The 17,872-nt window shown below is 65.5% G+C and carries 13 protein-coding genes; 3 read left to right on the forward strand and 10 right to left on the reverse strand.

Annotated features, from left to right (window positions below; all coding sequences use genetic code 11):
• Positions 1–107 precede the first annotated feature (107 nt).
• Together C7I55_RS17505 and C7I55_RS28210 are read right to left on the reverse strand one after the other, a co-directional pair.
• Entirely contained in the window at positions 108–827 is a 720-nt protein-coding gene (locus C7I55_RS17505) for a helix-turn-helix domain-containing protein (protein ID WP_233222274.1), read from the reverse strand.
• A 139-nt stretch (positions 828–966) separates the two neighbouring features.
• Positions 967–1,128: a hypothetical protein gene (locus tag C7I55_RS28210; protein ID WP_158266471.1), complete on the reverse strand. Its 162-nt coding sequence runs from the start codon at positions 1,126–1,128 to the stop codon at positions 967–969.
• 243 nt (positions 1,129–1,371) lie between these two features.
• Between C7I55_RS28210 and C7I55_RS17510 the strand changes: the two genes are divergently transcribed.
• Positions 1,372–1,962 carry a GNAT family N-acetyltransferase gene (locus tag C7I55_RS17510; RefSeq protein ID WP_158266472.1) on the forward strand — a complete coding sequence of 197 codons (591 nt, stop codon included), beginning with the start codon at positions 1,372–1,374 and terminating at the stop codon, positions 1,960–1,962.
• On the opposite strand, the gene C7I55_RS17515 is transcribed toward C7I55_RS17510, so the two are convergent.
• From C7I55_RS17515 to C7I55_RS17540, 6 genes are all read right to left on the reverse strand, one after another.
• A complete protein-coding gene (locus C7I55_RS17515) occupies positions 1,959–3,461 on the reverse strand; it encodes a tryptophan halogenase family protein (protein WP_106514288.1) in 1,503 nt (500 codons plus the stop codon). The two genes, C7I55_RS17510 and C7I55_RS17515, sit on opposite strands and share 4 nt — an antisense overlap.
• Positions 3,462–3,486: 25 nt before the next feature.
• Positions 3,487–5,463, reverse strand: a complete 1,977-nt coding sequence (locus C7I55_RS17520; RefSeq protein ID WP_199192867.1) for a glycoside hydrolase family 3 protein — start codon at positions 5,461–5,463, stop codon at positions 3,487–3,489.
• A gap of 83 nt (positions 5,464–5,546) precedes the next feature.
• On the reverse strand, positions 5,547–8,435 hold the full coding sequence (locus C7I55_RS17525; protein ID WP_199192868.1) for a TonB-dependent receptor: 2,889 nt from the start codon (positions 8,433–8,435) through the stop codon (positions 5,547–5,549).
• 156 nt (positions 8,436–8,591) lie between these two features.
• Positions 8,592–9,641 (reverse strand): LacI family DNA-binding transcriptional regulator, encoded by a 1,050-nt coding sequence (locus tag C7I55_RS17530; protein ID WP_106514290.1) that lies wholly within the window; start codon positions 9,639–9,641, stop codon positions 8,592–8,594.
• Positions 9,642–9,670: 29 nt separating this feature from the next.
• On the reverse strand, positions 9,671–10,894 hold the full coding sequence (locus C7I55_RS17535) for an MFS transporter (protein ID WP_106514291.1): 1,224 nt from the start codon (positions 10,892–10,894) through the stop codon (positions 9,671–9,673).
• The gene (locus C7I55_RS17540) at positions 10,891–12,339 is read right to left on the reverse strand and encodes a glycoside hydrolase family 30 protein (RefSeq protein WP_199192869.1); all 1,449 of its coding nucleotides are present in this window, start codon (positions 12,337–12,339) and stop codon (positions 10,891–10,893) included. The genes C7I55_RS17535 and C7I55_RS17540 overlap by 4 nt, the downstream gene beginning before the upstream one ends.
• A 167-nt stretch (positions 12,340–12,506) precedes the next feature.
• On the opposite strand from C7I55_RS17540, the gene C7I55_RS17545 reads away from it, so the two are divergent.
• Entirely contained in the window at positions 12,507–13,058 is a 552-nt protein-coding gene (locus C7I55_RS17545) for an NUDIX domain-containing protein (RefSeq protein WP_106514292.1), read from the forward strand.
• 46 nt (positions 13,059–13,104) lie between these two features.
• Here C7I55_RS17545 and C7I55_RS17550 read toward each other — a convergent pair whose 3' ends face one another.
• Positions 13,105–14,514: an exopolysaccharide biosynthesis polyprenyl glycosylphosphotransferase gene (locus C7I55_RS17550; RefSeq protein WP_106514293.1), complete on the reverse strand. Its 1,410-nt coding sequence runs from the start codon at positions 14,512–14,514 to the stop codon at positions 13,105–13,107.
• A gap of 162 nt (positions 14,515–14,676) precedes the next feature.
• Positions 14,677–14,949 carry a hypothetical protein gene (locus C7I55_RS17555; protein ID WP_106514294.1) on the reverse strand — a complete coding sequence of 91 codons (273 nt, stop codon included), beginning with the start codon at positions 14,947–14,949 and terminating at the stop codon, positions 14,677–14,679.
• Positions 14,950–15,582: 633 nt separating this feature from the next.
• On the opposite strand from C7I55_RS17555, the gene C7I55_RS29275 reads away from it, so the two are divergent.
• Positions 15,583–17,872, forward strand: a 2,290-nt coding sequence (locus C7I55_RS29275) for a GH12 family glycosyl hydrolase domain-containing protein (RefSeq protein ID WP_408640614.1), incomplete at its 3' end; no start/stop codon positions are given.

The raw sequence follows: 17,872 nt of genomic DNA on the forward strand, positions 1-17,872 counted from the left end.
ACCGCCGGTATCTTTCATCGCATCCTCCTGAAGCTGCCCAACGCGCCGAACTCCGGTGCGTTCCGGAGGCGTGACGAAAGGACCCGGCGACGCGGCGAGTGCGGGGATCAGTCGGCCAGCTTCGTTATCCAATCGCCCCACATCATCATGCGGTCGGGCGGGGAGAGGGTCAGGCGCTCGGGATCGCCGGCGAGCCGCTCGACCCTCTGCAGCCCGCGCTGGGCGCGTGCGTCGCGCGCAGTATAGCCATATTCCCGCTTGAACGCGCGGCTGAAGCTCGCTTCATCGGCAAAGCCATAGGTCAAAGCGATCTCGCTGATCCGACGATGCTCGTCTGGGCTGCACAGCAGATCGTGGATGCGCTGCAGCCGCCGCTGCTGGATGAACCGGGCGACGCCGCCAACCGGCCGGAACAGACGGTAGAGGGCGGCACGGGACGTCGCGAGGCAATCACTGAGCATGTCGGGGCCGAGGTCCGGTGCCGCCAGATGGGCGTCGATGAAGCACCGGGCGCGGCCCATTTGGGTCGCGTCGAGCACGCTCCTCGTCTCCTCGCCGGTACCGCCCCGCGGCTCGAGGCAGGCGCGCATCAAGGCGACGCAACTGTCCGCCATCGCCGGCCCGTCCTCCATGGCGAGGCCGCCCGCCTGCCGCGCGAGCACCTTCATGTGATCGGCGAAGATGCGACCCCGGGCACCGCTCACGACCTGGCCGTGAAGGGCCGCGAAGCCCTTGATCGCAGTGTCGATCATGTCCCGCGGAATGAAGATGCACAGGCAGTGCATCGGCGCCAGCGGCAGCTCTATCGGCTGGGCGAGATCGATCACGAACAACAGACCCTCCGGCGTTTCGGGCGTGAAATCGAGCCGGATGAGATAGTGGTCGATCCCGTCGGCCTTGATCTTCGCCGCGGTGCGCGAATAGGCAAGTGCGTCGACATCGTGCCGCCGAACGCCATCCGGCCCATCAGGTAGGTGAACGCCGTTCCCCGAAATCGGAATCGGCCGGCGGCGCCGGGATCTCGAACATCGGCGCCATCGCCCGGTGCCAGGCGGCGAATTGTTCGCCTTCGGGAAAGTCGTCGGTCGAGAAGCGGATCAACGGTATCCGCGGCGAGCCAGCCGCCATGCAATCGCTCCGATCGGGTGGTCGACGCGATTGCTTGGCCCGACGGCAGCGGATTGGCAAGCGCTCGCGACCCCGGGTCGTGGACTGAACTGCCGCCTCACCTTGGGGGGCGTGCCATCGCAGGACAGTCGGTTTGCGGCCATTGAGTTCGCGCGCGCAGACTGCTTGGTGCCCGTTTCGGCCCCGGAAGCCTTTTCCCGGACCGCGAGGTCGAGCGGTATGCTGAAGCAGTGGATCAAAAGTTTGGCGGCGGCACTCCTCACGGACTACCGTGTCAACTGGATCGTGGCCTCACCGGCCCAGAGGGCCAGCGCGCCGGCGCGCGGTGACGTCGCTGCCGCGATGCTCGACGACGAGGGCGCCGCGGCGCTTGGCCGAAGCCCCACCCACAAGGTGCGCAACAGCCTGTCCTACACGCGCGCGGGTTTGCAGGGACGGGTGCTGATGCTCGGCAGCCAGATCGTTGCGATCGCCCATTTCGCCGCGTTCGGAAGCTACGAGTTCGGATCGATCTGGCCGCTCGGGGCGGAGCAGATCGCCCTGGTCGACATCGTCACCGAGGAGCGGTTCCGGGGCCGGGGCTTTGCCGCGCGCCTGATCCGCGACGCCTGCGATCATTATCAGCAGCTGGGCGTCGACAGCCTGATCGCCTTCATCTGGTGGACCAACGGCCCCTCGATCCGTGCCTTCCGCAAGGCGGGATGGACCCGGGTCGGCCTGTCCGTCGAGGTCAAGATCCGCAGCGTGTGGCTGCGCGTCCGGATCCCGCTGCAGCGCGGCGTCCTGCGTCCGACACAGGATCCGCCGATCGGCTCATGTTCGGCGCCGCGTTAGCTCGCAACGAATTTCTCGACGAATTCGGCGTGACTCGGCATCACGTCGACGCACTTCGCGATCACCGTCTCGATATCGCCGAGGAACTTGAGCAGCTCCGCGTCGCTTCTGAGATCGACCAGCGGATCGTGGCGCCGTGGGATCACGCCCTGGCCGATCAGCACCTGGATCCAGCTCTCCTCGCTGAACAATTCCTCGTCCTCGCGGAAGATGCGGCCGTTGGCGGCGAACAGGTGGATCTTGCGGCGAAGCGTCTCCGGCACCTCCATGTCGCGGACATGGCGCCAGAACGACGTGTCGTCGCGCTCCGTCGCCTTGTAATGAAGGATGATGAAGTCGCGGGTGCGCTCATATTCGAAGTCGGTCTGGCGGTTGAATTCGGCGATATTCTCCGGATCGAAGCTTCTGTCGGGAAACAGCCTGGCAAGCCGGATAGCCGCCGATTGAATGAGGTAGAGGCTGGTCGATTCCAGTGGCTCCATGAACCCGGCGGCCAGGCCGAGCGCAACGCAGTTGCGGTTCCAGGTCTTGCGCCTCTTGCCGGTGACGAAGCGCAGGCGATTCGGCTCGGCGAGCGGCTCCCCGTCGAGGTTGGCGAGCAGGATTCGCTCGGCCTCCGCCTCGTCCATGTAGCGGCTGGCAAAGACATGGCCGTTGCCGGTGCGGTGCTGGAGCGGGATCCGCCATTGCCAGCCGGCGGCACGGGCCGTGGCGCGCGTGTAAGGCGTGAAATCGTCGGAGCGGCTGCACGGCACCGCGATCGCGCGATCGCAGGGCAGCCAGTGCGTCCAGTCCTCGTAGCCGGTCTCGAGCGCCTGCTCGATCAACAGGCCCCGGAAGCCCGAGCAGTCGATGAAGAGATCGGCTTCGATCCGCTCGCCGCTCGCCAAGGTGACCGCCTCGATGAAACCGTCCTCGCTGCGCAGCGATACGTCGACGACCTTGCCCTCGGTGCGGATCACCCCTTCGCGTTCGGCGCGGTCGCGGAGGAAGCGGGCGTAGAGACCGGCATCGAAATGGTAGGCATGGGCGATATGGCCGAGCGGCGAATCCTTCATCTTCGCCTGTGCGGGGATGAAGCGGTTGTGCAACGCGGCCGCCGTATTGATCGAATAAGCGGCGAAGTCGGAGGCCTTGCCCATCGCACGGGCCTTCAGCCAATATTGATGGCAGCGCAGCCAGCCGAGATCCTGGCCGATCACGCCGAAGCCGTGGATGTAGCGCGATCCCGGCCGCAGCCAGTCGTTGAACTGGATGCCAAGCTTGAACGTGCCCTTGGTCTGCCGCACGAACTCGCGCTCGTCGAGATCGAGCAGTTCGTTATATTTCTTGATCGCCGGGATGGTGGCTTCGCCGACACCGACCGTCCCGATCTCCTCGCTCTCGATCAGCCTGATCTCGTAAACGCCCTGGAAGAGGTGGGCGAAGAGCGCGGCCGTCATCCAGCCGGCGGAGCCGCCGCCGACGATCAGGATCCGCTTCAGCGCGCACTCGTCCATGCCACTCCCCCCGCTTCGAGACGGCTCAGCCGCACGCCTCGGGCGCCGGCGTGAAGGTCAGCGCCGAGACCGCCTTGGGGCTGTCGTAGCGCAGGCCGTAGCCCGGCCGGAAGAGAATCGTGCCATTGACGGTGGAGGTGCAGGCGTCGCCCGGCCAGGCGAACGGCAGGCTCCCGCGGAAATCATAGGCGATGCGGCCATTGCCGTCGCGCAGCAGCAGGTCGGCAATGCCGGCGGCTTCCGTCCCCGGCAGCCAGGCCGCGACGAACGCGTCCGAACGGTTGAGCAGGTCGTTGGCATAGACGGTCCGGCCCGAATAGAAGATCGTCACCACCGGCGCGCCGCGGCCCGAGACGGCGTCGAGGACGGCAAGATCCTCCTTGTACCGGGCGCTGTGCTGGAGCGGCGCCGGCCAGTCGATGTCGCCATTATATTCGGCATAAGGCGTCTCGCCGATCACCGCGATGACGGCCGTGTATTTCGCCGGGTCGACGCCCGCACCGGTTTCGTTGAACTCGACGCCATCGGCGCCGAGCGCCTCGCGCAGCGCGGCGAGCAGGGTCTGGCCGGTCCCGAAATCGGCATTTGTGTTCTCGGTGCCCTGCCAGGTGCGAGTCCAGCCGCCCGACTGATTGGACAGGCTGTCGGCGCTCTTGCCGACGACCAGCACGCGACCGCCCCGGCGAAGCGGCAGGACGGCGTCGTTGTTCTTGAGCAGCACCAGAGATTCCCGCACCGCGCGTCGGGCCAGATCGCGTGCCTCAAGCGCATCCGCCCTGCCGTTGAACGCGCCGGCGGCGGGCAGGCGCTCGAACAGGCCGGCACGGAGCTTGACCCGGAGGATGCGGGTCACCGCGTCGTCGATCCGTGCCATCGCGATCCGGCCGGCCTTCACGTCGGCGACGGTGTTGGCGATGAATGCGCGCCAGTCCTCCGGGACCATCACCATGTCGACGCCGGCGTTGATCGAGGCGGGGCAATGAGCCTTGGTGCAGCCCGGCACCTGCTCGATCGCATTCCAATCGGAGACGACGAAGCCGTCGAAGCCCATCCGTCCCTTCAGCGCGTCGGTCAGCAGGGCGCGGTTGCCGTGCATCTTGCCGCCGGCCGCGCCGGAGCCCGCGTCGGTCCAGCTGCTGTACGATGCCATCACCGTCTGCGCGCCCGCGGCGAGTGCGCTATAATAGCCGGCACCGTGGACGTTGATCAGATCAAGGCGGGAGGTGCGGGCCTCGCCCTGGTCGTTGCCGTGCACCGTGCCGCCATCGGCGAGATAGTGTTTGGCGGTCGCGACCACGTCGCCGTCGCCGGTCAGCGTGCCCTGGAGTCCGCGCACTGCTGCCGCCCCGTACAGGCGGACGAGCGCCGGGTCGGATGAGAAGCTTTCATAGGTCCGTCCCCAACGCTGATCCTGCGCCACCGCGAGCGTCGGTGCGAACACCCAGCTGATCCCGGTCGCACGCGACGCCTTCGCGGTGGCGCGGGCGATCTCCTCGACCAGCTGCGGATCGCGGGCGGCACCAAGGCCGATATTGTGCGGGAAGACCGTCGCGCCGAGGACATTGTTGTGGCCGTGAACCGCATCGGTGCCCCAGATCAGCGGGATCTTCACCTTCGCATCCGTCTGCATTGCGGCCGCGTGGAATGCCTGCGCAAGATCGGCCCATTCCTTCACCGTCGCATGCTTGTTCATGGCAGGCCAAGCGCCGCCGCCGTTCAGCACCGATCCGATATGATATTGGCGGACCTGGTCGGGAGCGATGTAGCGCACGTCGGGCTGGGTCATCTGCCCGATCTTCTGCTCGAGCGTCATGCCGGCGAGGATCGAGGCGATGCGGCGCTCGATCTTCGGATCCCGGCCTACTGCGCTCTTCACCGCCGGCCAATCGGCGAGCGGCTTGGCCGTCGCCGGTGCGGCCGGCCTGGGATCGACCGCGCCCCCCGCTGCGGCGGGCAGCGCCAGGACAGTCAGCATGGCCAGGGTCAGCCGCGAAACGCCCATCGAAGTTCTCCAATCATGTCATTGCTCGTGCCGCGCATCGGCAAAGAAAGTGGCCCGCCACAAGGCTGCGGCGGGCCGGTTCGTCAGAATCGGTAGTTGAAGCCGAGCAGGAATTGCCGGCCATATTTCTCGTAGGTTTCGAGCAGGCTGGTGCCGTCCGACGTCTTGGTCCCGCCGCTGTCGAGCCCGAGCCGGGTCCGGTAGGGGGAGTCGGTGAGATTGTTGACCTGGAAGAGGATTCCGAGGCCTTCGAGCGACCCGCTCTCGAACGTGTAGCCGATCTGCGCGTCGACCTGCTTGTCGGCGAGGATCTCGGTGAAACCGCGTGTTGCGAACAACTGCACCACCTCGCCCTTGAAGGCGGAGCGGTAACGCTGGCTGATCCGGGCCTGGAAGCCGCCGCGCTCGTAATAAGCGGTGAGATTGTAGATCGTGCCGGACAGGCCGGGGATGCGAACCTCCTGCCCGTTGTCGGCCGGGTTGAGGTTGGAATCCGTCAGCGACAGGCTGCCGATGAAGCCGAGGCCCCGCAGCGGGTCGAACACTGTACCGAGATCGATCGCGCCGCTGAACTCGACGCCCTTGATCGTACCGCCGTCGCCATTGGCGGGGAGGGTGATCTGGCCGATCGGACTGATCACGATGCCGGCCGGGATCGACGAGGCCGTGGTCGGCAGCGGAATCCCCGAGAAGTCGAACAGATCGGAGCGCTGGTAGATGTAGGTGTCGAGCTTCTTGTAGAAACCGGCGACCGCGAAATAGGTCGTGCGATCGACATACCATTCGTAGGCGACGTCGAGCGCCTTGGCCCGCCACGGCTTCAGATTCGGGTTGCCGCCTGAGGCCGACCAGGGATTGACCGTCTGCCCGGGCGTGCAGGGCTGACCGGTGCAGACCAGCGCGTTGAACCCGGGCGTGACGTTGGCCCGCATCTCGTCCATGCGCGGGCGTGCCATCGTCTTGGATGCGGCGAAGCGCAGCCGGTGGCCGCCGCCGAGATCCCAGATCACGTTCAGGCTGGGGAGAATGTCGGTGTAGCTGTCGCCGGCGGAGCGCAGCACCGGGACGATCGGCTGCCCCGGTTCCAGGCCGTTGATCACCACGCCGGTCGATCTCTGATCCTGGTTGACCATCTGGACGCCGATATTGCCGCGCAGGTTGCCGGCGCGGAAATCGGCCTTGACGAAGGTGGTGACGACATCCTCGCGGATGTCCCAATTCTTGTCGAAGTAATTGGCGTCGAGGATGGGTGCGCGAGTGTAGTAAACGTCGAGCGCCTCGGACATGTCGACGCTCAGCACCGGGCCGAAGCCGACCCAGTCGAGATCGGTGGGATCGACGAGATATTGTGAGTCGACGAGGGCCTGCTGGCGGCCCCCCTTCAGGAACAGATCGAAATCGTCGACCCGCTTGGTCTTGGTGCGGTGGGTCCAGTTGACGCCAGCGCTGATCTTGCTGAGGAATCCGTCCATCTCGTGGCTGAGCTCGGCGTCGATCGCGCCGATGCTCTCCTCGACGTCTGGGAAGCGGATCGCGCCGTCATGGCCCCAGCCGCCCCAGGGGGCACGGTCGCCGAGCGACACCTGCGCGGCGTCGGCGTAGTTGAGGCCCGGATCGTAGCTCGGGTAGCCGTCTTCGGCGAGTTCGAAGCCGATCGTGTCGAACGTGCGCCCGACATCCCCTGTGGCGGGCGTGACTCCGCCGATGCCGCGGCCGTAGCCGGCATAGGTTTCCAGGATCTGCTCGCGCCGCTTGTTCTTCGAATAGGACAGGTCGAGCTCGAACATCGTGCGCTCGTCGAGCTTGAACTCGTTGTTGAGACCCGCCGAGAAAATTTCGTCGCGCCTCGTATTGTGGTCGTTGCGGAGGATCGGAACGCCGTTGCGCAGCGTCCCGCCGGTCGCGATCAGGGAGCCGCCGCGTGTCTCCGTCGTGACGTCGGAGAATGTGGCGTTGTCGGCGAAGCCGTTGGAGAACCATTGGGCGCCGCGGGTCGTCTCCTCCTGCCGGAACTTGGAATAATACAGGTCCAGCGTCGAGTGGACGGTCTCGTCCGGCTGCCATTCGATGATCGCGATTCCGGCGTCGCGGCGATTGAGCCGCGAGGTTGCGAACACTTCCTGGCCGTTGAGGAGCAGGGCATTGGCGGCGGAATCCGGCGTCACGGCGGAGCCGAAGGCCTCATAGCCATAGGCCTTGTAATGCCGGTTGGCGGAAGGGGAATCGAGGTGGGCATAGCCGAGCGCGATGCCGAGCGTGCCGTCGAGGAACTTGTCGATATACGAGATGCTGGCGCGGCCGCCCCAGTTACGGACATCGTCGTTCAGCCGGTCGCCCTCGGTCTTCTCGCCGCGGATGTTGACCGCGACCGTACGCTCCTTGAAGTCCAAAGGCCGCACGGTGCGCAGATCGGCGGTGCCGGACAGGCCCATGCCGGAGATCTCCGCATCGGGAGTCTTGTAGATGACGACGCTGCCGAGCAGCTCCGAGGGATATTGATCGAACTCGACGGCGCGATTGTCGCCCGAGCTCGCCTGCTGGCGGCCATTGAGGAGCGTCGTGGTGAAATCGGGTGCGAGGCCGCGGATCGAGATCACCTGGGCGCGACCGTTGACGCGCTGGGCGGCCAAGCCGGGCAGCCGTGCGATCGATTCCGCGATGCTGACGTCGGGCAGCTTGCCGATATCCTCGGCCGAGATCGCTTCGACGATCGACGTCTCCTGCCGCTTGAGATCGATCGAGCGGGCGAGGCCGCCGCGGATGCCGGTGACGATGATCGCCGTCTCGCCGCCCGCATTGCCCTGGTCGCCCGCGGGTTCGGCATTGCTCGCCTGCGCTTCGTCCTCGGCCGGTTCCGTCACGTCCTGTGCCTGCGTGGCCGATGCTAGCGAGAGCGCCAGCGCCGAAAGTGCGGCGCCGCCAAATTGTCCGAGCCGTGGCGCTCGCGTGCGTGCAGTGTGGCGTCGTTTCACGTCATCCCCCCTCTTCGCGGCCATCTTTGTGCCGCTTATGGTTCCTCCGCGTCGCACGCGCCGGTTCGTTGCCGGAGTCGTGTGCCTTGGAAGCGCTTCCAATATATTAGTTTGGAAGCGCTTCCAAGAAGAATCGCGAGGAAGGTGTAGCGAAGCTCAAGTGCGCGGAGATGCTGCGGATTCGCGCTCCACGATATGATGGGGAATGAGGTCGAGCGTGGGCCTGGCGGGACGCCGCTCCCGGTCGGTGACCGCCTCGATGGCGAGTTCCGCCGCGCGGCGCCCCATTTCGCGGATCGGCTGATGGACGGTGGTCAGCGGTGGCCAAATGATCTCCGACACCGGAGTGTCGTCGAAGCCGGTGACCGAGATGTCGCGCGGGATTTCGAGGCCGCTCTTGTGGACGGTGAGGGTCGCTCCGGCGGCCATGTCGTCGTTGGCGCAGACGAGCGCCGTCGGCCGCGGCGAACGGGCGAGGATCGCCTCGGCGCAGGCGATACCCGAATGGAAGGTGAACTTGCCGCGCTCCACCACGACCTCGTCGGCGGGCAGGCCCGCTTGCTCGAGTGCCTTGAGGAAGCCTGCGAATCGTCCTTCGGCGGAGACATGGCCTTCGATGCCCAGGATGAACCCGAAGCGGCGGTGGCCGAGCCCGATCAGATACGCGGCGATGTCGCGGCCGGCCTCGAAATCATCGATGCCCACCGACGGCGCGACCGCGCGGCCGTCCGGCCCCGCCGAGATCGAGACCACCGCGGCGCCGCCGGCGCGCACCGCGCGGATCAGCGCCACGTCATCGGAGAAAGGCGGGGTGAGGATGACCCCTTCATAGCGCCCGGCGGCGAGCAGCGCGCGGACGCGCACGCTGCGATCGGGGGCATTCTGATTGATGTTGTGATTGGTGAGATGGAAGCCGTGTTCTGCGCAGGCGCGCATCGCGCCGAGCTCCAGGCCGGCATTGTAATAAGAGTTCGGCTCGGTATCGAGGTTGGAGGCGTGGACGAGGGCGATCTCGCGCTTGGCGCCGCTCGCGAGGCTGCGCGCCTGCTCGTTGACGCGGTAGCCGAGTGCGTCGACCGCCTGCATGACCTTGTCGCGTACCTCCGGCCGGACGTTCGGCCCCTGGTTCAGCACGCGCGACACGGTCGTGCGGCCGACGCCGGCAACGCGGGCGACATCATCGATCGTCGGTTTCTCGCCCGCCAAGCCCGTCCCCCGTTGCAACTCCTCCCGTCTTAATGCGCTCCGCTCGACAGTGACAAGCGGCGACCGTGGGTGCGCGTGCACAGCAAGGCGAACAGCAGGATGTAGGCATAGGCCGCAAGCGGCACCGCGAAGGCGAGCGCGAGGCCCGAGCGGTCGGCAATCTGGGCCGCGATCAGTGGAACCGGCGCCCCGAAGGCGATGCCGAGGCAGAGCAACCCGGAGGTGGCGGGGATCGGCGCATCCGCCCGTTCCAGCGTGAGGGCGAAGATGGTGGGGAACATGATCGCGTTGAACAGGCCGATCGACAGCGCCGCATAGGCGGCAATCGGACCAGTGGTGACCAGCACGGCGGCGCAGAGGCCGGCTGCGATGGTTGCCGCGCCCATCAGCAGGCGTGCCGCGGGAAAGCGGATCATCAGCAGCGCCCCGATCAGCCGCCCGGCAAGCGCGCCGCCCCAGTAGATGTTGGCGAGGTAAACGCCCGCCTCGGCCAGCGGGATTCCGAGCCGCTCCGGCGCGGACAGGAAATTGATCATGATGCTGCCGATCGTCACCTCGGCGCCGACATAGACGGCGATGGCAAGGGTGCCGAGCAGCGCCCAGCGCGAGCCGAAGGCCGCCAGGAGATCCCGGGCGGAACTCGCGGGAACATCGGCAGCCGCGGCCGCGATGCCGCCCCGTGCAAGCCGGACGCCGCCGGCGAGCAGCGCCAAGGCCGAGGCGAGCACCAGGAACGCATTCTGGATCGCCCCGAGATCGTGCAGCCCGCCGCCGAGGATCAGGCTGGCGCCGAAATGAACGCCGCAGACCACCCCCAGGGAATTGAAGAATTGCGCCAGAGTCAGCCGGAAGTGGCTGCGCTCCGGCGCCCCGGCGGACGCGGCGATCGGGTTTGCCGCGACCTGGAGCGCCGTGATCCCGCCTGCGGCAACGAACAGGCCGGCGAGGACGAGGCGGTAATCGTGAACGATCCGGGTCGCCTGGATGATCAGGCAGCCGGCAATCATCGCCCCGAGGGCCGCAAGGATGGTGTTTACCGATCCGAGCCGCGCGAGCAGGGCGGCGGCGGGAAGCGAAACGAGGCCGAATGCGACGAAGGAGACGAAATGCGTGAGCAGCGCCTCGGTGTAGCTCAGGCGGAAGATCTCGCGCAGGGCGGCGACGAGCGGATCGTTGTTGGCGGAAAGGAAGCCCCAGGCGAAGAACAGGGAAGTGACCGGGACGAAGGCGGCGCCGGGGCTTCGGCCCGTCACCGGGCGGCGGGCCAGCGGAACGTCGCGGCAGCGTTCGGGGCGAGTCGGGTTCGGAAATGCCGGCCGTCGCTCGCCACTGCGAATGCCAGGGCCTTCTTGCCGGCGTTGAAGGCCAGCAAAACCAATGCGCCCTCGTCCTCGAACGCCACCGTCAGCAGATCCGGGTCGGGGCTGGTGGACTCGATACGACGGGCACCTCGAGGCACGAAACGGCTGAGATGCCCCAGCGCATAATATTCCGGATTGCGGGTGACCGCCCCGGTCTTGCTGTCGATCGTCACCACGCCGCGGCAATTGCCGCAGCCGCCGAGATGCGGCCCGAAATTCTCGTCGAGGGCGAGATTCCACAGCAGCACGCCGCGCGCCCAGTTCCGGGTCGTGCCGATGATGAGATTGCGCATCATCCACGGCCACGCCTCGGTCCAGCCCGGCGACCATTCGCCGCCCGAACATTCGGTGAAGAAGACGTCCTTGTCCGGGTGGAGATCGCGCACCTTGCTCTGCGCAGAGACGTCGCCGCCGTAGCAATGCCAGGCGACGCCGCTGACGAAGCGCGCCGCCTCGGGATCGGCGAGCACGGCCAGCGGCTGCTCGGGCTTGTCCCAATTGTGATCCCATTCGAGGATCCTGGTGGCGAGGCCGGCACGGGCGAATTCGGGCCCGACATAGTGGCCGATGATCGCCGCCCGCTGCGCCGCGGACAGGCGCATGCCGGGATAATCGTCCGGTTCGAAATCCGGCTCGTTCTGGATGCTGAGATAGTCGATGGGAACGCCTCTGGCCCCGAAATCCTGAACCGTGCGCCGCAGATAGGTTGCGAAGGCGGCGCGATATTCGTCGCGAAGCGTGCCCTTGATCATCGATCCGCTGGTCTTCATCCAGCCGGGCGGGCTCCACGGCGTCGCCATGATCTTGAGCGAAGTGTTGATCGCGCGCGCGGCGCGGGCGACCGGCAAGACCTCCTGCTCGGCGATCCGCACCGAGAAATGCCGCAGCGCCGGGTCGCTCTCGCCCGCCGGCCGGTCGTCATAGCTTTGATGGGTGCGCGAGAAATCCGATCCGCCGATCGTCAGCCGGGTAAACGAGAAACCGACTCCCCCGTCGCGGCCGAACAGATCCCGCAGCAGGGCATCGCGCTTGGCCGGAGCCAGCTTGTTCTGGATCAGGTAAGCCGAAGCATCGGAGATCGCCGCGCCGAAGCCCACCATCTCCTGATAGCGGCGAGTCCGGTCGACCCGGATCGCGCCAGCCGGAGAGCCGGGCTGCAGCACGATTCGCGGCCGCTCGGACAGGCGGGCCGTACCATCGGGGGTGGTCAGCCAGCTCTCGACCTCCGACGCACCGCGCGGCGCTGCGGCAGCGGCACTTGCCGCGCCGACCAGCAGCGCGCCCGCGATCGACCGCCGCGCGACGCGTGCGATCCTCTTCCAGCACATCCCGGCCATATCACCCCTCTCCATCGCGGCGCGGTCCGACGCTCGCGCGCACGAGCGTAATCAGGCCAGCCGGGCGAGCTCAAGGTCCATCGAAACGCGATTGCTGTCGCGCGGCGCTTGTCGAAGCCGGCGCAGCCCGACAGAGGTGCGGTTTCAACTCCAGAGGGTGACCCGATATGTGGCGTTTCCTTGTTCGCGTTGCCGTGACGACCTTCCAGCGCGGACGGACCGCGATCTGGTTCGTCACCCGGCCGGAAGCGCTCGGAGTCCACGCGGTGGTGCTGACTCCGGCCGGCAAGATCGTGCTCGTCCGCCAGACCTATACGCCGGGCTGGCGACTGCCCGGCGGCGGATTGAAGCGCCGCGAGGCGCCGGAGGCGGCGGTGGCTCGGGAGATGCGGGAGGAATTGCGGCTTTCAGGCTTCGGCGCGCTGCATCATGTCTGCAATTTCGAGCATCAACCGGAATATCGACGCGGCCTCGCGGCGTTGTTCCTGATGACGGAGGCCGTCTACGATGGCCGCCCTTCGCTCGAAGTGGATGCGATCGCGGAATTCGCCCCCGATGCACTGCCGGCCGAGGCGACCTGGCTGACCCGGAAATTGATCGCGGCGGCGGTTGCGTCGGATGGGTGGCCCGGCTGGCGGGCTCCGGTGACTGCGGAGGGGGCGGGCGATCCTTCGGTGCGCCTGCTGCCACCGGATCTCAGCGCATTCGACCGCAGCTGATCCGGAGGGATGGCGCAGCCGGCCGCGGCCGCCGCCCGCAAAGCCCCTAAAAGGCGTTCTTGTGGGCGACGACTCGAAGGGTGTTCACCAGGATGGCGACGTCGCGCCAGATGTCCCAGCCCTGGATATATTCCATGTCGGACTGCAGCCGGTCGGTAAGATCGGTCGCTTCCACCGTCGCGCCGCGATAGCCGCGGACCTGGGCAAGACCGGTGATCCCGGGCTTGAGCTGATGGCGCAACCAATAGGTTTCGTCGACCTGCCAGAACAGCCGATTGCCGGCGAGCGAGCCGAGCGCGTGCGGGCGCGGCCCGACGAGGCTCATGTCGCCCATCAGCACGTTGAGCAGCTGCGGCAGCTCGTCGACGCTGGTGGCCCGGATGATGCGGCCGAAGCGGGTGATGCGATCGTCGTCGCGCGAGGCGGAGCGGTTGCCGTCGGCATCGCACAGATCGGTGCGCATGCTGCGGAACTTCAGCACCTGGAACAGGCGGTTGCCGCGGCCGACGCGATTCTGGCGGAAGAAGACCGGCCCCGGGGATTCGAGCTTGATCACCAGGGCGACGAGCGCAAGCACCGGCAGCAGAAGGATGATCAGCGGCACCGCCACCGAGAGATCGAGCAGGCGCTTCTGCATGCGGTTGGCGAGGCTGAGCGGCTGCCGTGCGACGACCAGAGTGTCCTTGCCTTCGAACGTGTGCATCGCGATCGCACCGACCTCGTTGGCTTCGTCGAGCAGGATTTCGCCGTCAACGTTCGCACCCTTGAGCAGCAAGGCCCAGGCGCGGTGATCCTCGCTGCGGCTGTCGATCAGCACGCGATCGAACGCCTGCACGATCGTGCCGAAATAGCTGAGCATCTTGGGGTCGCTGAGGTCCGGGCGCAGGCCGATCTGATCGGCGTCGACGATCGTCGCCGTGCCAAAGTGGCTGCGCATCGGCTTGCCATGCATGACCACCAACTCGTCGAGCAGGGTGCCGCCGGCAAGACGGTGCGCATAACGCGGGAAATAGATGCGCCCTGCGATCATCAGCAGCGCCGCCGTCGCCGTGCCTGCGGCGAAATTGAGCCGTGAGATCTCGGCTCCGCTCTTGAGGAAGAAGGCGACGACCAAGACCATGAATGTCGCGCTTGCGAAGGCGAACAGCGCACGCCGGATTCCCTCGACCGCGCGGGAGAGAGCGTCGCGCGAATACACGCCGCGCATCATCGCGATCGCACCGTAGATCAAGGCTACGACGAGTGTGGCGTAGAAATCGCCACGAGGGTAGCCGAGTGCAACCAAGACATTGGTTGCCAACATCGGGCCAATCAGCAAAGCTGCCATGTCGAAGCCAAACATCTTGGCATAGAGCATGACGCGGAGCGTCTTTCTGGAGAAGCTCGATTGCTTCAAGCCGCCGGCGTTGTTCGCTTTTACAGCAGCGACGAAACTCTGATGAACACTGGCTTCCATTAGGCGAACCCCCAAGCGTCGCTTCGGATGCGTTATGCACCGTACATTGTGCAGTGCAATATACCTACCCCGATTCGAGGCAGATCGCTAGGGGGAATCGTCAAAGTGCGCTGCGGTGCAGCACGCCCTGTCCTGAAAAAGGACCGTTTGGGAGAGCGGCGTTTAGAAGAAGAGGCTGATCAGTCCCGCCGTTGCGGCGAGCAAGGCCACCGGCCCGGCGTAGCGCGAAGTCTGCGAAATCAGCCATTCCGCACGCTCTTCCATGGGGGAACGAAGCGGAAGCGCCAGCTCGAGGCGCTCGGCGTGAAGTCGTTGCGCGAGGTTGCGCTGCAGCTCGTGTGCCGGGCTGAGCGTCTCGCCCCGCGGGAGGGCAAAGGGCACTTCCGGCGCGGGGGCTTGCGCGTCCGTGTCGATGCGTATCTGAGGCTTGGCCATGCAACTTCGCTCCTCAATCGAGGCCATTCCCCTATCGGTGGAGTAGTTGACCAAAGGTTAAAGCCGCACGATTGCGGTTCCGGTCTCCCGTACGATCACAGTTTCGTCATATAGAATGTAGATCGATCACCCTACCTGCAAACCGGACGTCAGAATATATCGCGGAAAGATAGAGACTTGATCTCAATCTCTCCTCATGAGTCGTCCCAAAATCCGCTTTCATATGCTAACCGTCATAGCTTCGAATCGGCTCATCTTGGTTAACCAAAGGTAAAACGCGGCCAAGAGGTCTCCATCTCGGAGCGCGCATTCGTTTGCATCGATCCGCCAAAGCCCTCCCGCTGCACATGCACGCACACGCGCATCGAAATCGTGAAATCGTTTATGCCTAACAGGATCTTGCCGATACGGTTCGCTAATCCGCGTAAGGAGATAAGTAGTTTTACGGACCTAATTTATGTTTGGTTAATTCGAAACTAACGCTGACTGAACACCATGTTGCAACGCAGAGCAAGCTAATCAGAGGGCGAACAATCTCTGGAAGTGCTTACCATGTATCTCACGGCTAAAGGCATTGAACTGAAGCTCTCACCGAAAGGCACGAACTGGGTGTCCTCGGCCGGCAGCAATATCGTGCGTACTGGGACCAGCTACGGCGACATCTTTCAGGGCGTGACTGGAGACACGCTCATCGGTGGACTGGGAGACGATACCTACCATCTTTGGGCGATCTCTGCGGCCGCGACGGAATCCAGTGGGCAGGGGAATGACACGGTCTACGCTTACTACTGGGGCGGAGCGACCCTGTCGGCGAATATCGAGAACCTCATTCTCAACGGCAAGGGGATGACGGCCGGGACCGGCAATGCGCTCAACAACATCATCGTCGCAGGTGGTGTCGCGGCAACGCTCAATGGGTTGGGCGGAGACGATGTCCTTGTCGGCGGTGTGGGAGCCGATATCTTCGTCGTCACCGCGGGGAATGGATCGGACGCCATCTATTCTTTCACGCCGGGCTTCGACATCGTGCGCCTGAACGGATACAACATCAGCAATTTCGATCAGATCGTCTCGCATAGCCAGCAGATCGGTAGCGATCTCAAGCTCGCGTTCGGCAATGGCGAAAGCCTGGTGCTTCGGAACGTCGCGCTCAGCGATCTGGATCCGACCGATTTCGGGTTTGCCCTTCCCAAGGCCCCCGTGCCGCTTGGCTACACGCAGATGTACGGTGCAGACCGCGGCTACAATGCCCACGGCTGGTACGTGCTGACCAATGCCTGGGGTGCTGGAAGCCTGAAATTCGGCACGGATTACAGCGTGGACGCCATCTACAACAAGACCGACATGACCAAGGGCACGATCTTCAATTGGGACTTTCCCTACGTCACGCAGGTCGCAGCACCGATCAAGGCGTATCCCAACGTCCTGTTCGGGGTCTCGCCACAGGGTGAGCAGATCAACCCGACCGACACCACGCGCGTCTTTCCTGCGCGGGTGGGCAGCCTGACCGGCCTGACTGCGACACATGACGTCACGATGCGGGGCAACGTCGGCGGCTACAATGTCTCTTACGACGTCTGGTTCACGACCAAGCCGAACGGAAGCAAGCCGACGATCACCAACGAACTGATGATCTGGGTCCACAAAGGCGACGTTCAGCCGTTCGGCAATGTGATCGGTACCTATGTCGACGGCGCATTTACCGCCACCATCTACAGAACCGGTACCTACACGGCCGTCGTGGCGGACAAGGACATGCTCGCCGGGACGATCGACATCGGCAAGGTCATCGCGCACCTGCAGTCACTCGGCATCATCTCCGCCGAAGAATATCTCGCCTGCATCAATTTCGGCGCGGAGGTGATCGGGGGCCATGGTTCGATCACCTTGAACGATCTGGATCTCCGTGTCGGAACCATGGGCGCGAACGGTATCGTCGAAACGCTGGTCACCGGTTCCGGATCGAGCGCGGCCCTGGCACCGACTGCACCCGCCGCGACACCCGTGCCCGCACCGGTCGCCGCGCCGGACAAGGCTCCGGCCGACGCTGTGTCCGCGCCTGCTGCGTCCGTCCCCGCGGCGACGGCCGGCCACGATCAGCTGTACGGCACGAGCGGCGCGGATACGCTGAAGGGCGGTACCGGCAACGACATCTACCATGCCGACGCGAAGGACACGATCGTGGAACTCGCCGGTGAGGGTATCGACGAGGTTCGCACGGCTGCCTCCACCTTCACGCTCTCTGCCAATGTCGAAAACCTCACGGGCACGGGTAGCGCCGGGCAGGCGCTGATCGGCAATGCGCTGGCAAACGTCATTACCGGCGGCGCCGGCAATGACACGCTCAACGGCGCCGGCGGCATCGACACGCTTCAGGGCGGACTCGGCAACGATGTCTATTTCGCCGACGGCGACGACGCCGTGACCGAGGCGGTTGGTGCAGGGGTAGACGAGGTGCGCACTGCGGCGGCGAGCTTCACCTTGAACCCGAACATCGAATATCTCACCGGCACGGCGAGCACGGGCCAAGTGCTGACGGGCAACGGCATGCAGAACATCATCATTGCCGGGGCTGGTGCCGACACGCTGTACGGCGGCGGCGGCAAGGACAATCTCGACGGCGGCGCCGGCAACGACGTCCTGGACGGAGGCGCGCTTGCCGACACGCTCAAGGGTGGTCTCGGCGACGACATCTATCTCACCGACGGCCTGGATAGCATCATCGAGGCGGCGAATGCGGGCATCGACGAAGTGCGCACGAGCGTGTCGAGCTTCACCCTCGTTGATAATCTCGAAAACCTCACCGGCACCGGGAGCGTCGGGCAGACGCTCATCGGCAATGCGCTCGCCAATCTGATCACCGGCGGGGTCAGCAACGACACTCTCGACGGGGGCGCCGGCAACGACATCCTGGACGGCGGCA

The sequence above is a fragment of the Allosphingosinicella deserti genome (genome assembly GCF_003012735.1).
GTDB lineage: Bacteria > Pseudomonadota > Alphaproteobacteria > Sphingomonadales > Sphingomonadaceae > Allosphingosinicella > Allosphingosinicella deserti.